Annotated in this window: 12 protein-coding genes; 4 read left to right on the forward strand and 8 right to left on the reverse strand. The window is 38.8% G+C overall.

Annotated elements, in window-relative coordinates:
- Nucleotides 1-44: 44 nt before the first annotated feature.
- Nucleotides 45-1220: an amidohydrolase family protein gene (locus tag B3H30_RS19575; protein ID WP_070561620.1), complete on the reverse strand. Its 1176-nt coding sequence runs from the start codon at nt 1218-1220 to the stop codon at nt 45-47.
- Between the two features lie 407 nt (nt 1221-1627).
- Between B3H30_RS19575 and B3H30_RS19580 the strand changes: the two genes are divergently transcribed.
- The 4 genes from B3H30_RS19580 (at nt 1628) to ggt (ending at nt 6837) form a co-directional block, all read left to right on the forward strand.
- Nucleotides 1628-4063, forward strand: a complete 2436-nt coding sequence (locus B3H30_RS19580; protein ID WP_286709464.1) for a TonB-dependent receptor — start codon at nt 1628-1630, stop codon at nt 4061-4063.
- Between the two features lie 209 nt (nt 4064-4272).
- Nucleotides 4273-4731 (forward strand): D-aminoacyl-tRNA deacylase, encoded by a 459-nt coding sequence (gene dtd / locus B3H30_RS19585; protein WP_070561625.1) that lies wholly within the window; start codon nt 4273-4275, stop codon nt 4729-4731.
- A gap of 18 nt (nt 4732-4749) precedes the next feature.
- On the forward strand, nt 4750-5076 hold the full coding sequence (locus B3H30_RS19590; RefSeq protein WP_070561627.1) for a nucleotide pyrophosphohydrolase: 327 nt from the start codon (nt 4750-4752) through the stop codon (nt 5074-5076).
- 60 nt (nt 5077-5136) lie between these two features.
- The gene (ggt, locus tag B3H30_RS19595) at nt 5137-6837 is read left to right on the forward strand and encodes a gamma-glutamyltransferase (RefSeq protein WP_286709465.1); all 1701 of its coding nucleotides are present in this window, start codon (nt 5137-5139) and stop codon (nt 6835-6837) included.
- 69 nt (nt 6838-6906) lie between these two features.
- On the opposite strand, the gene groL is transcribed toward ggt, so the two are convergent.
- The 7 genes from groL to miaB form a co-directional block, all read right to left on the reverse strand.
- On the reverse strand, nt 6907-8544 hold the full coding sequence (gene groL, locus B3H30_RS19600; RefSeq protein WP_070561631.1) for a chaperonin GroEL: 1638 nt from the start codon (nt 8542-8544) through the stop codon (nt 6907-6909).
- Nucleotides 8545-8707: 163 nt separating this feature from the next.
- The gene (locus tag B3H30_RS19605) at nt 8708-8983 is read right to left on the reverse strand and encodes a co-chaperone GroES (protein WP_028070710.1); all 276 of its coding nucleotides are present in this window, start codon (nt 8981-8983) and stop codon (nt 8708-8710) included.
- A 302-nt stretch (nt 8984-9285) separates the two neighbouring features.
- Entirely contained in the window at nt 9286-9699 is a 414-nt protein-coding gene (secG, locus tag B3H30_RS19610; protein WP_070561633.1) for a preprotein translocase subunit SecG, read from the reverse strand.
- 12 nt (nt 9700-9711) lie between these two features.
- The gene (locus tag B3H30_RS19615) at nt 9712-10782 is read right to left on the reverse strand and encodes a hypothetical protein (RefSeq protein ID WP_070561635.1); all 1071 of its coding nucleotides are present in this window, start codon (nt 10780-10782) and stop codon (nt 9712-9714) included.
- Between the two features lie 13 nt (nt 10783-10795).
- On the reverse strand, nt 10796-11311 hold the full coding sequence (locus B3H30_RS19620; RefSeq protein ID WP_070561637.1) for an LptE family protein: 516 nt from the start codon (nt 11309-11311) through the stop codon (nt 10796-10798).
- Between the two features lie 9 nt (nt 11312-11320).
- Nucleotides 11321-12595 (reverse strand): sigma-54 interaction domain-containing protein, encoded by a 1275-nt coding sequence (locus tag B3H30_RS19625; protein WP_070561639.1) that lies wholly within the window; start codon nt 12593-12595, stop codon nt 11321-11323.
- Between the two features lie 36 nt (nt 12596-12631).
- Nucleotides 12632-14068 (reverse strand): tRNA (N6-isopentenyl adenosine(37)-C2)-methylthiotransferase MiaB, encoded by a 1437-nt coding sequence (miaB, locus tag B3H30_RS19630; RefSeq protein ID WP_070561641.1) that lies wholly within the window; start codon nt 14066-14068, stop codon nt 12632-12634.
- Nucleotides 14069-14315: the final 247 nt, after the last annotated feature.

A 14315-nucleotide genomic window follows, 5' to 3' on the forward strand; every position in this document is an offset into this window, starting at 1 on the left:
GGTTCAATAAGAGCAAAAGTACAGAAGTTTTGGGGAATTAAATACTACGCTAAACGTTTTACCTTAACATCTTCATGTAGGCGCATGTGTTCCATACCTTGCAACAATACAATCCCAGGCTTTTTACCCACTTCAAGTGAGCCAAATTCATCCTCAATGTTCAACGCGATCGCACCATTAATCGTAGCCCATTGAATAGTTTGCAAGAAATCGAGATCCTCAAAGTGCGCATGCAATACCTTTAGCTCCTCCAAAATGGATAATGTATCATTTGAAGCTAAACTGTCCGTTCCGATTACTAAACGCTGTCCGGCATTCATAAAATTCTGAACCTTTGGTAATGTTCCTTCAATATAAAGGTTGGCTTTTGGACAAAGACACCACATCACATCACGATCCATGCGCTCTACAAAATCCAGATCTTTAAGAGAAGTATAGGTATTATGAACCAACAATAATTTATTGGGATATGGCAAATAAGGAAGATAGGACTGAATCGAATTTCTTGCCTGCGCCTTAATCGCATCGGCGTTTTTTCCTATACTTTTATAAAAGTCCAGGAACTCCCCCATTTTATAACGGAACAGTTTATTCTCCTCTTCACTTTCTTGATTGTGGATACTGATAATATTTGTTTCCGGAACCATCTTCTTGAATTTTTTGAAAAGTACTTTCGAACAAGAATATGGCGCGTGTGGCGTAATGGATACATGCCCATTCCTAAACTCTTGAGTCAACGATTTAGCCTCTTTTAACTTAAAGTCAGCTTCGTCAGGTTCAATTCCGAGCACCTCCACAAACGTATGATATAAGATCTGAGAATCTTCCTTCAGTTTCGAGGAATTATCTGTGTTGGCATGATCTCCGACTGCAACAATACCATTTTCATACATCTCTCGATCGGCTTTTGCCATAGCGTCGTCTATTTTTTTCATCGACGCCGACCGCGTTGTCATCACCTTACTAAGAAAACTCGGAAGTCCCGTACCTTTAGGGACAATACCTTTCATATGCGACAATTCAATGTGGCAATGTGCATTGATAAAACCTGGAATTATCACTCCTTCATATCTCTCAACCTTCGTTTTGTCTGAAGGTGTAAATGAAGTTGGGTCATAGATACCTTGAATTACCCCCTCCTCATCTACCGAAACAATACCATCTTTTATTGGCATTGAAGTAATCGGCAGAATATAATTAGCGCTTAAATATTTTAACATTTTATCTCCTCACTATCAATTTAGTAACTAAAAATTTTTGACCTGTATGAATACATACCTCTAGTAGAAAAATTCATGCCAAGGTACCTAAAAAGAACAATAAATACCAAAAACAACAATTTGCACAAATTTTTAACCAAAAAGAAATAAAGCCGCAAATCCACTCTTTTGTATTGTCATAAATTACTTCTTTATACTTCATTTCAATTTTAAATTTATATATTCGCAGCATCGAATAGGGGTGCCTTGTTTTGTCAGGAACACAAATAAAGGCTGAGATTATACCCAACAGATTAAATTCTGTACACCTGATCCAGATAATGCTGGCGTAGGGAGAGGTTAGTTAAATAGTGCGGTCATAGTAACCCCTTGCTATGATTTGTTTAACTCAAACAAAATACATTACCATGATCAAATTTTTGATTTGTAGCTCCTTAGCTACTATTTCAAGTCAAATTGCCATTGCGCAACAAAATCTGACAATTAAAGCTGTAGACAATACCAATCAGACCCCTTTACAGTACGTTTCCATATCCATAGACGGACAAGCATCCTTCGCTGGCCAATCGGACAAAAACGGACTGATTAAACTATATCGTATCAATACAGGTAAGCATCAGATTCAGATATCTTCTCTTGGATATAAAACATGGAGCCGAAATGTGGATGTTAAAGACAATTTGGAACTTACGGTAGCATTAGAACCTAGTACAATTCAAATGGAAGAGGTCCTTGTTCAATCTACCCGTGCCAAAAGAAATGCTCCTACAACCTTTAAAAACATCTCCAAAGAAGAAATAACACGTAACAATCTCGGTCAGGATATCCCATTTCTTTTAAATCAGACCCCGTCCGTGCAGGTAAATTCCGATGCCGGTGCGGGTATAGGTTATACAGGAATGACGATCAGGGGATCCGACAATCAACGAATCAACGTAACACTCAATGGAATCCCCTTAAATGATGCAGAGAGCATGGGTTCCTTTTTTGTAAACCTTCCCGACTTTGCCTCTTCTACCGAGAGCATCCAAGTTCAGCGTGGTATTGGGACCTCGACGAATGGCGCCGGATCATTTGGAGCCTCATTAAATATCCAGTCCAATACTCTAGTAGAAACTCCTTACGCAGAACTTAACAATTCATTTGGCTCTTATAATACTTGGAAAAATACGGTCAAAGTCGGTACCGGACTAATTGACGACAAATTTGCCTTCAATGCCAGATTATCTCGAATAAGTAGCGATGGTTACATCGAAAGAGGTAGTTCAGACTTACAATCTTTCTATGTGGACGGAGGGTATTATGGTAAGAAACATATTTTAAAAGGAATTGTATTCTGGGGAAAAGAAAAGACCTATCAAGCCTGGAATGGCGTTCCTGAACCATTGATTACAGGAGATCGGTCGCGCATGGATGATTATGCAGATAATGCACTCGAAATTTCCGGTGCCGAGAAGGATCGTTTCATGAACGCTGGCCGTAATTATAACCTATACACGTATAACAATCAAACAGATAATTATACGCAGAAACATCATCAACTTCATTATACCAATATACTGAACGACAAATTGACGCTCAATACAGCCTTACACTATACAAGAGGTTATGGTTACTATGAAGAAATGAGACCGGGAGATAAACTAAGTAAATACGGTTTGCCTAACGTCATTATTGGTAAGGACACCATTCAAAAAACAGATCTTGTCCGCAGGAGATGGCTGGATAATTATTTTTACGGAATGACTTATGCTCTGAATTACAGGCCAAACGATCAGCTTGAAATTACTTGGGGTGGAGCTTATAATCAATACAAAGGAAAACATTATGGCCAGGTGATTTGGGCACAATATGCATCAACAGGATTTCTTGACGACAAATATTATTTTGGGAAATCACAAAAAAATGATTTCAGCAATTTCTTAAAAATCGATTACAAACTAGACAAATGGATATTAATGGCCGATATTCAATATCGGAATGTAGATTACCACATGTATGGTGATGATGATAAGGTAAAAAATTATAATTATCATCCTAAGTTTAATTTCCTGAATCCTAAAGCCGGTGCAACTTATCTGCTAAATGACCATTCAAATGTATACGTTTCTTATGCCTTTGCACAAAAAGAACCTGTCCGAAAGGATTTTATAGAGAAAAATAGCGCCTTACCAGATCCTACCCCAGAGAAAATGCAGGACATTGAAATGGGCTATCGTTTTACAAATGAAAAATTCAACATCGGATTAAATGGATATGGCATGTTTTACAAGGATCAGTTGATCCCAACAGGTGAAATTAGTGATACAGGCTCTCCAATTCGACAAAATGTCAATGATAGCTATAGAATAGGTCTTGAATTCGATGGGTCATGGAACATCAGCAAGCAGTTCAATTGGAAAGCAACAGCTAGTTTCAGCCAAAATAAAATTAAGGACTTTGAAGAGGTCATCGGCGATACAAGGATATTTTATTCGAAAACAAACATTGCTTTATCACCGGGAACTATTTTGTCAAGTAATTTCTCTTATAGTCCAATAACATCACTTACATTTTCGCTTCTATCCAAATTTGTAGGAAGACAATACCTGGATAATTCTTCTGCGAAAGAAAGAAGCATTTCCGCTTATTTTGTCAACAATCTGTTAGCAAACTATAACTTTACAGCATTAGGTATCAAAAATATCAGTGCTACCCTACAGGTCAACAATATACTGAACGTGAAGTATGAGGCTAATGGCTACACCTTTGGCTGGATGGAAGGAGATACCCGGAAATATTATAATTTCTATTTCCCACAAGCCCCAACGAATTTCTTACTGGGCTTGAATTTCAAATTCTAAACCACCCTTTATAAAAGCCTCCTGATTCCAAATGCATTAGTAGCTGGGAAGGCGGACTGAAGGTCACTTCTGATCAAATCCTTTAGCATAATTAGCGTCCCTTTTTCCTTCGGGAGAAAGGGACGTTTCTATATATACCTTGGAGAAAACTGAATTTCCCATCGTGTTTGACAATCGGAATTTTTACCTTTGGTTTTATACTTTTCACTATGCGCGCAGTTATACAACGAGTTACCAAAGCTTCTTGTACGGTAGATAATCAGATAACAGGCCAGATCCAGAAGGGTCTAATGATTTTATTAGGAGTTGAAGAAGCAGATACAACGGAAGATCTGAAATGGTTAGGACAGAAGTTCATCAACTTACGCATCTTCGAGGATGAACAGGGTATGATGAATAAGTCGATACAAGATGTAGACGGAAATATCTTACTCATCTCACAATTCACGCTCTTTGCTCAAACAAAAAAAGGAAACAGGCCTTCCTTTATCAGAGCAGCAAAACCGGACAAAGCCAAACCAATGTATGAAGAGATGGCTTTACTGCTAAGTCAATTGCTCCAAAAAGAGGTTCAGCTTGGCATATTCGGAGCCGATATGAAAATCGACCTACTGAATGATGGTCCAGTTACCATCGTCATGGACACAAAAGATAAGGACAACTTTTAATTTTTAATTGAACACAAGATGACTATTAAAGAAGCACAAGAGATTATTGACAAATGGATCAATAGTACCGGAGTACGTTATTTCAACGAGTTGACAAACACCGCCATACTCATGGAAGAAGTCGGTGAAGTTGCCCGAATAATGGCTCGGCAATACGGAGAACAATCTTTCAAAAAGTCAGACAAAGAAGTTAATTTAGCAGATGAAATGGCCGATGTATTATTCGTTTTGATGTGCCTTGCCAATCAAACGGGAATTGATCTAACAGCGGCTTTGGAACAAAATCTTCAAAAGAAATCAATTCGGGATGCCGACCGCCATAAAAACAACGAAAAACTTAAATAACCAAGAGTAGTATTGTTTGTACACCTCTTTGAGATAATATTAAATTTTAAATCGCGTACGATGTATAAATTCATAACCTATTCGCTCATAACAAGCATATGCTTTGCCTCTTGTGCGACAAGACAGCAGCCAAATACTAAGGTTGAGCAGGCCAGTACTTTTAATAAGGCTGCCGTTGTCACAGCACATCCTTTGGCTTCAGAAGTCGGGGTAAAGATTTTAAAACAAGGTGGGAATGCAATAGATGCTGCAGTTGCCGTACAATTTGCTCTTGCAGTTGTTTATCCCAATGCAGGAAATATTGGCGGCGGTGGCTTTATGCTCTACCGCGATCATCGGGGTAATTTAGATGCCTTAGATTTTCGTGAGAAGGCTCCCCTAAAAGCATCCCGGGATATGTATCTCGATGCCCAAGGCAATGTTATTCCGGAGTTGAGCCTTTATAGTCAATTGGCCTCTGGTATCCCTGGATCTGTTGCTGGTATGTGGGAAGCCCACAGAAAGTACGGCAAATTACAATGGAAAGATCTCGTACTCCCAGCAATACAGCTAGCCAGAACAGGGTTTAAAATCAGTCAACGACAAGCCAATGAGTTTGAAAGCCATAAAGAGCGTTTTGTCAAACTGAATCCCGCTGGTGCTGCAATTATCAAAACCACAGTTTGGCGAGCAGGTGATCTATTTATCCAGGAGGAACTTGCAAAAACACTGGAAAGAATCGCAATCGAAGGCCGAGACGGTTTCTATACAGGTAAAACGGCCGATTTAATTGTTGCCGAAATGGGTAAAGGGAAAGGTATTATTAATCATCAAGATCTACTGGATTATCAGGCGCTTTGGCGTACCCCAATTTCCACAAATTATAGGGGCCACAAAGTTATTTCCATGCCACCACCTTCGAGTGGCGGAACATCTCTTTTAGCCCTACTCAAATCAGTCGAACAGTTTCCACTTCAGCGCTGGGGCTTCCAAACCGATTCAACCATTCGTGTTATGGTCGAAGCTGAACGCTATGTATATGCCAATCGGGCTAAATATTTAGGAGATCCTGATTTTATTAAGGTACCTGTCGAACAGCTTATTGACTCAAGCTCAAATGCGCATAAACTCCATTCAGTCAATTTCCATAAAGCGACATCAAGCAAAGATGTCAATGCAGATGTCATTCCGGGTTATGAAAGTGAACAAACGACGCATTTCAATATTGTAGACGAGCAAGGGAATGCAGTATCCATTACAACAACACTTAATGATTCTTATGGCTCAGGAGTATTTGTGGAGGGCGCAGGTTTTCTCCTAAATAATGAAATGGACGATTTCTCCGTAAAGACCGGTATCCCAAACATGTATGGGCTTACTGGGGAAAAAGCGAACGAGATTCAGCCCGGCAAAAGGATGCTCAGCTCCATGACACCCACTATTGTAGAAAAAGATGGCAAACTATTTATGGTTGTAGGAACCCCTGGAGGATCAACGATCATTACCTCTGTTTTTCAGACCATCCTCAACGTTATTGACTTCCGACAAAATGCCCAATCAGCTGTAAGCCTGCCAAGATTTCATCATCAATGGCTTCCTGATCGTATTGACGTTGAAAATAACGCAATCGATGTCAATCTACGTGATCGATTGACAAAAGATGGCTATACGATAAATCCGAGAGGGACAATCGGTCGTGTGGAGAATATACTTGTATTACCAAATGGTAAATTACAGACAGGAGCCGACCCGCGTGGAGACGATACGGCAAAAGGCTATTAAAGAACAAAAAGAAAGGCTCATTTGGAATTCCAAATGAGCCTTTCTTTTTTATTTAGAAATGGGATGATCTTACATCATTCCACCCATACCGCCACCCATTGGAGGAGCACCAGCACCTACAGGGTTTTCTTCAGCTTCGTCAGCCAATACACACTCTGTAGTTAATAACATTGAAGCAACTGAAGCTGCATTTTCCAATGCTACACGAGATACTTTAGTTGGATCAATTACACCAGCAGCGATTAAGTTTTCGTAACGGTCTGTACGTGCATTGTAACCGAAATCTGCAGTTCCTTCTTTCACTTTTTGAACGATTACTGCGCCTTCGATACCAGCGTTATTACAGATCTGACGTAATGGCTCTTCGATAGCGCGTTTGATGATGTCAATACCGATTTGCTCATCTTCGTTGTCACCTTTAAGGTTTACCAAAGCTTCAGTTGAGCGAATGAAGGCAACACCACCACCAGCGATAATACCTTCTTCAACAGCTGCACGAGTTGCGTGTAAAGCATCATCAACACGGTCTTTTTTCTCTTTCATTTCAACCTCAGTAGTTGCACCGACATATAACACGGCTACACCACCTGACAATTTTGCTAAACGTTCTTGTAGTTTTTCGCGATCGTAGTCAGAAGTTGTTGTTTCGATTTGTGAACGGATTTGAGCAACACGTGCTTTAATATCCTCTACATTACCAGAACCATTGATAATCGTTGTGTTATCTTTGTCAACTTGAACTTTTTCAGCTTGACCTAAGTAAGATAACTCAGCATTTTCTAATTTGAAACCTCTTTCTTCAGAGATAACAGTACCACCAGTTAAGATAGCGATATCTTCTAACATTGCTTTACGACGGTCACCGAAACCTGGAGCTTTAACAGCCGCAACTTTCAACGAACCACGGATTTTATTAACAACTAATGTTGCCAATGCCTCACCATCTAAGTCTTCAGCAATGATTAATAATGGTTTACCAGTTTGAACTTGTTTCTCCAAGATAGGCAACAATTCTTTCATGTTGCTGATTTTCTTGTCGTAGATCAAAATGTATGGATTATCTAATTCCGCTTCCATTTTGTCAGAGTTGGTCACAAAATATGGAGACAAATAACCACGGTCAAATTGCATACCTTCTACAGTTTTTACTTCTGTTTCAGTACCTTTTGCCTCTTCAACAGTGATAACACCGTCGTTACCTACTTTTTCCATTGCTTGAGCAATCAAAGCACCAATTACTTCGTCGTTGTTTGCAGAAATAGTAGCAACTTGTTTAATTTTATTATTGTCTTGACCAACTTCTTGAGATTGAGATTTCAAGTTAGCAACAACAGTTGCAACAGCTTTGTCAATACCACGTTTTAGATCCATTGGATTAGCTCCAGCAGCCACAGATTTGATACCTGGAGCAACGATTGCTTGTGCCAATACAGTAGCAGTAGTCGTACCGTCACCAGCTTGATCAGCTGTTTTAGAAGCTACTTCTTTTACCATTTGTGCACCCATATTTTCTAAAGCGTCTTTCAATTCGATTTCTTTCGCTACCGAAACACCATCTTTAGTAATTACTGGAGCACCAAATTTTTTCTCAATAATTACGTTACGTCCTTTAGGACCCAATGTTACTTTAACTGCATTCGCTAAAGTATCTACACCTTTTTTAAGGGCCTCGCGAGCCTCAACGTTATATTTTACTTGTTTTGCCATTTTTATATGAGTATTTAGTATTTCTAAGAAGTGTAATTCGAGTTTAAATTAAACCGTAAACCGATTTATTTTTTACACGTCCAATTTTACAGCTTCACTAAAATAACCTATTGAATTTTTAATTGAGCCAGTAAGCTCGTTTTAAATAAACTGTTCCTATTAATTAGATAACCGCGTAAATATCAGACTCACGCATAATTAAGTACTCTTTTCCTTCGTAAGTAATTTCAGTACCTGCGTATTTTCCGTATAATACTTTGTCACCAACTTTCACAGTTAACGGTTCGTCAACTTTACCTGTACCTACAGCAACTACTGTACCTTGAGATGGTTTTTCTTTTGCTGTATCGGGGATATACAACCCTGAAGCTGTTTTTTCTTCTGCTGGAGCAGCTTCTACTACTACTCTGTCTCCGATAGGTTTGATACTTAATGCCATAATTAATTTACTTTTTATCTGTTATTGAATTTATTTTAATGTTATAATCGCTATAAACACATCATCTTTTATGCCAATTGTAATTAAGACAGCTTATAAGACAATTTTTCACAGAAAAGTTAATATCTCCATCGACAAAAATTCATTTTGCTGTCACACTGTCATTCCCAGTCTGTCAGTCTTACTTCCGTCGACATACAGACTAATAAATTTATCGCTACATACCTGTCTTAAACAAAATATCGAACATAAAAAAGCCCCGTCTGTACAAACAAACGGGGCTCATCATTTTTTACTGACAACTATTTCTTAGCTTCTTCTGCTGGTTTTGTTGTCGGTGTAGCCGCTGGAGCCTTTTCTTGCGATTGAGCCGGAGCAGCTTGCCCTTGTCCCGCCGGAGCGCCAACAGGTTGTTGTCCAGTACCCAAGTTCAATGGACCTTGTTGTTTAGGCGCTTCGATTTGACCCCCCAATCCACCTTTAGATGTACTTGGAGACGTACCAATAACATTTACACCTAAGCTAAATACCATAATGGCAATAACCATGATCCAGGTACCTTTTTCCAAAAAGTCACCTGTACGTTTTACTCCCATAAGATTCGTTCCACCTGAAAAACCAGATGACAAACCTCCTCCTTTTGGATTTTGGATTAAAACCAAAAACGCTAAAATAATACTAGCTAATATGATTAGACCGATTAATAATCCTTGCATCTCTTTATGTTATTAATTTAATTTCTTTTCTAATTCTGTTATGCGTGCCGCAAAGTAAGCATTTTTTTCTGGATATTTCAAAACTAATTTTTTGTAAACATCTATTGCTTTTGGATATAAGCCCTGTTCCACATAGATCTTTGCAAGTGTTTCGGTAACAAGTGAATGCTGATCTTCCGAACTTTTTCTAGCTTTATTCTCCAAGTCTAACTTTTCTGCTTGCAGGGGCTGAATCATAGGTTCTTCACGAATAAATTTTTCGATTACCTCGTCTGTTTTACGCGGTATTTGAAAAGAGATTGTCGTTTTAACCTCATCACTTAACTTTGCTTCAGGCGATTGTAAATGAAAGATATTTTCCCGGATCTGTTGATCGAGTAGCTGATTATCCAGCTTCTCATGAATTTTAGCAATATCGTCATTCGAGGGCGTCATTGGGCGTAATGGAGATTTTACATAGGGCTGATAGGTATCAGCATATTCTAATCTCGTCTTATGCAACCACCATAAGAAACTGTAGGGCATGGTATCATCATCATAGACCGAAACACGCTCCTGACCATCATCCATTGTATTGGCAACAGCTTCCGCTACAACAGGTGCTACTAATGCAGGTTCCTCTGAATCGACACTATTTTCTTGCTGCTGATCGTTTGACCGAAAATAATCTTTTGCAACCCCGGCTTGAATCAAACGATCCAATTCATCAACCTCAATCTTGGATAAAACTGGTTCAGCTACCGTTTCACGCTCAGCTTCAATTTCGATAGTCCCATCATCGTCGCGAAGTGCTCCATCCACTGGAATTTCATCTGACGGCATGAATACATCAGGCTCTGTCGTTGGTTTACAATGCATAAATTCATACAACCAACTCGGAGAAGATGCATAGAGCAAAGTAGACGATAAATTCTGAACTGAACTATGCTTGCCAAAAACTTTGCGTTCATAGATAAATCGCAGGCTTTGGGCATAAGGGTATTTTTCAATCAATGCTAAAACAACATCTTCCGCCACAGTGTCGGGATGATTGATTGCTTGAAAAAAAAGCTCGTTATTGGATAATGATATATTAAGATTCATCTTGGAAATAGAATTACCAATTAGCAAACGCTTTATTGTATATATCCTCAGTTAGCATTTGAATAATTTCTTTACCCAAGGTCTCTTCTTGTGCACTCTGAAGATTACCTGCAAACTCTTTAAATCGCGTAAAAGGCTGTTCAAAATCATCCTTCGGATTAATTTTATTATGATAACTAACCTTGATTGTAATCGTCAACCTATTCATCGCTGCACGATCTGTCCCAGCTTCAACAGCTGCAGGACTTATCGAATACTCTGTAATAAATCCCTCAAAGGTAGCATCACCGTCTTGATTCACCTGACTCAATCGAGATTGGTTACGGATACGTTCTTTCAGTGCCTCCGTAAAATTCTGACTTAAGGTTGGATAAACCAAAGGAGCTATATTTTCGAAATATTGAATATTAACTGTTTTCATTCCCTCAGGAATGGATCCACCAGTAAATCCATATTTTACCCCACAACTATTCATTACAAACAAAAAGATTGTGGTGAGAAAAGCATATAAAATTTTTCTTGACAACATCTGTAAACCTTAATCTAAATTTAAATCTTTAATTTTTCTGTACAAAGTTCTTTCAGAAATCCCCAACTCTTGCGCAGCAGCTTTACGTTTACCTCGGTGTTTTTTCAGCGCTTTTTTAATCAGATCAGACTCTTTATCAACAAGCGATAAAGATTCCTCAACTTCTTGAGCATCCTGCAGGTATTCATCCTGTGCAACAGGACTTTTTAATACGTTTGTTGTATTTGCTGGAGAATGTATGGTGAGCGTTGGGGTTGTATTATAATTTTCTGGTTCTGCTTTCAATTGTGGTTCAATCTCCTGGTATAACTGATTAATGTAAGGGGAATTTTGATCAAATGTGCTCGAATCGACACCTTTCTGAATTAATTCAACCACCAGTTTTTTCAGATCAACCATATCCTTCTTCATATCAAATAAGACCTTATACAGCAAATCTCTTTCGGAGAAATCCTCTTTTCCACCATTATTTGAAGGAACTACCGCTGGCAAACTCGTTCGGGATTCATTGGGCAGATAATTTTGAAGTGTATAGGCATCGACAACGCGTTCTTTCTCCAAAACTGCAATTTGCTCCGCAACATTTTTCAGTTGACGTACGTTTCCGGGCCAGCTATAGTTGCGCAGCATATTTTGTGCATCTTCTGTCAATTGAACCCCAGGTGTACGGTATTTCTCAGAAAAATCTACAATAAACTTACGAAATAATAAGTTGATATCTTCAGGTCTTTCACGTAATGACGGTACACGCAACGGTACAGTATTCAGACGATAATAAAGATCTTCGCGAAATTTACCTTTTTGTACAGCTTCAAATACATTCACATTTGTCGCAGCAACCACACGTACATTTGTCTTCTGTACCTTGGATGACCCTACCCGTATATACTCACCTGACTCCAATACACGTAATAATCTTGCTTGCGTACCCAAAGGCAACTCACCTACTTCATCCAAAAAGATTGTTCCACCGTCAACGACCTCAAAATATCCCTTTCTGGCTTCATGGGCACCTGTAAAGGAACCCTTTTCGTGACCAAATAACTCAGAGTCAATGGTACCCTCTGGTATAGCTCCACAATTGACCGCAATAAAAGGGCCATGCTTACGTGAGCTTAATTGATGGATAATATGCGAAAAAACCTCTTTACCACTCCCACTTTCACCTTGTATTAGTACGGAGATATCAGTTGGAGCCACTTGTCGTGCAATATCAATAGCACGATTCAACAAAGGCGAATTACCAATAATTCCAAATCTATTCTTTATATCTTGGTTATCCATAAATTTCCAGTTGGAAATAAAACAATCTAAGTTTTCTTAATCAACAATCTTTCCCAATAATGTCGCAGAGGTACATGACTCGATAAGTACATTCACATAATCGCCTTGTTTAAATCGAGGATCAATTGGAAATACCACCAATGCATTTTGATCATTACGGCCACAGAAATCGAACTCAGATCTTTTCGAAAATCCCTCAACAAGCACTTTACAAACTTTGCCAATAAAATGTTGATAACGGTATAAACTATGATCGCGCTGTTTATTGATCACTTCTGTCAAACGACGTTTTTTAACATCTTCAGGAATATCATCTGCGTATCTTTTTGCCGCCAATGTACCTGGTCTTTCTGAATAAGCAAACATATAGGCGAAATCATATTTGACATAATCCATCATAGACAATGTTTCTTGATGCTCCTCTTCTGTTTCAGTACAGAAACCTGTAATAACATCTGTGGAAATAGCACAATCCGGAATAATACGACGGATGGCATCGACACGCTCCATATACCATTCACGGTCATAGGTACGGTTCATTAATTCCAATACTCTAGAGTTCCCTGATTGAACTGGCAAGTGAATATAATTACAGATGTTTTCATGCGAAGCGATTGCATATAAAACTTCATCTGTAATATCTTTTGGATGGGAAGTAGAAAAGCGAATACGTAAAAGCGGGCTGATTTCAGCAACCATTGTAAGCAAGCTAGCAAATGTTATGGTTTCACCCGGTTCCTCCCCTTCAGCTACTGGAGCAGTATATTTATACGAATCCACATTTTGTCCCAACAACGTAACCTCCTTATATCCTGCATTGAAAAGATCTTCGGCTTCCTTCACGATAGATTGTGGATCACGACTACGTTCACGTCCACGTGTAAAAGGAACAACACAAAAAGAACACATATTGTCGCAACCGCGCATAATCGAAATAAAAGCTGTCACACCGTTCGAGTTTAAACGGACAGGATTAATATCGGCATACGTTTCCTCCCGAGATAATAAAACGTTTACAGCTTTAGCTCCATCGTCAACTTTATCAATCAAATTTGGTAGATCGCGATAAGCATCTGGCCCCACCACGACATCCACCAACTTTTCTTCTTCCAAAAATTTCGATTTCAAACGCTCCGCCATACAGCCCAGCACACCAACGATCATTCCGGGATTTTTTGCTTTAGCAGCTTCAAATTCCTTTAGACGATTGCGTACCCGCTGTTCTGCATTTTCGCGGATTGAACAGGTATTAATAAAAACCACATCAGCTTCCTGATAATTCTTGGTTGTTTCAAATCCCTTATCCAACAAAATAGAAGCAACAATCTCACTATCCGAAAAATTCATCTGGCAACCGTAACTTTCAATATACAGTTTGCGTCCATTACTTAAAATCGGATCCTGTTCTAATAATAATGCCTCACCCTGACGAGATTCGTCGTGTTCCTTAGTGGTATGTGTTAAATCTAGCATAGCTCGATATTCAATAGAATATAATTTTTATTATTTTCGATGGAATAACTAATGCAAATACTCATCTTTTGCTGATCTGATTTCAAGCCCTTAGTTATTTCAAAGACTACAAAGTTAGAAATTTAAATCCATATAATGACAGTTTGTCAGACAGAAATATGGTTTATACTTTGTCAAATTTTAGGCGTAAATGGGCCGTATAAAAATTCGGACGGCTGTATTCCACAAAAAGAGGCTGTCTCAAAAA

Source organism: Sphingobacterium sp. UBA7038 (assembly GCF_002494055.1).
Taxonomy (GTDB): domain Bacteria; phylum Bacteroidota; class Bacteroidia; order Sphingobacteriales; family Sphingobacteriaceae; genus Sphingobacterium; species Sphingobacterium multivorum.

What these genes read in the sequence shown, in the direction of transcription:
- B3H30_RS19575 (WP_070561620.1), bottom strand. Translation starts at nt 1,220, where the DNA reads ATGTTAAAATATTTAAGCGCTAATTATATTCTGCCGATTACTTCAATG.
- B3H30_RS19580 (WP_286709464.1), top strand. Translation starts at nt 1,628, where the DNA reads ATGATCAAATTTTTGATTTGTAGCTCCTTAGCTACTATTTCAAGTCAA.
- dtd (WP_070561625.1), top strand. Translation starts at nt 4,273, where the DNA reads ATGCGCGCAGTTATACAACGAGTTACCAAAGCTTCTTGTACGGTAGAT.
- B3H30_RS19590 (WP_070561627.1), top strand. Translation starts at nt 4,750, where the DNA reads ATGACTATTAAAGAAGCACAAGAGATTATTGACAAATGGATCAATAGT.
- ggt (WP_286709465.1), top strand. Translation starts at nt 5,137, where the DNA reads ATGTATAAATTCATAACCTATTCGCTCATAACAAGCATATGCTTTGCC.
- groL (WP_070561631.1), bottom strand. Translation starts at nt 8,544, where the DNA reads ATGGCAAAACAAGTAAAATATAACGTTGAGGCTCGCGAGGCCCTTAAA.
- B3H30_RS19605 (WP_028070710.1), bottom strand. Translation starts at nt 8,983, where the DNA reads ATGGCATTAAGTATCAAACCTATCGGAGACAGAGTAGTAGTAGAAGCT.
- secG (WP_070561633.1), bottom strand. Translation starts at nt 9,699, where the DNA reads ATGCAAGGATTATTAATCGGTCTAATCATATTAGCTAGTATTATTTTA.
- B3H30_RS19615 (WP_070561635.1), bottom strand. Translation starts at nt 10,782, where the DNA reads ATGAATCTTAATATATCATTATCCAATAACGAGCTTTTTTTTCAAGCA.
- B3H30_RS19620 (WP_070561637.1), bottom strand. Translation starts at nt 11,311, where the DNA reads ATGTTGTCAAGAAAAATTTTATATGCTTTTCTCACCACAATCTTTTTG.
- B3H30_RS19625 (WP_070561639.1), bottom strand. Translation starts at nt 12,595, where the DNA reads ATGGATAACCAAGATATAAAGAATAGATTTGGAATTATTGGTAATTCG.
- miaB (WP_070561641.1), bottom strand. Translation starts at nt 14,068, where the DNA reads ATGCTAGATTTAACACATACCACTAAGGAACACGACGAATCTCGTCAG.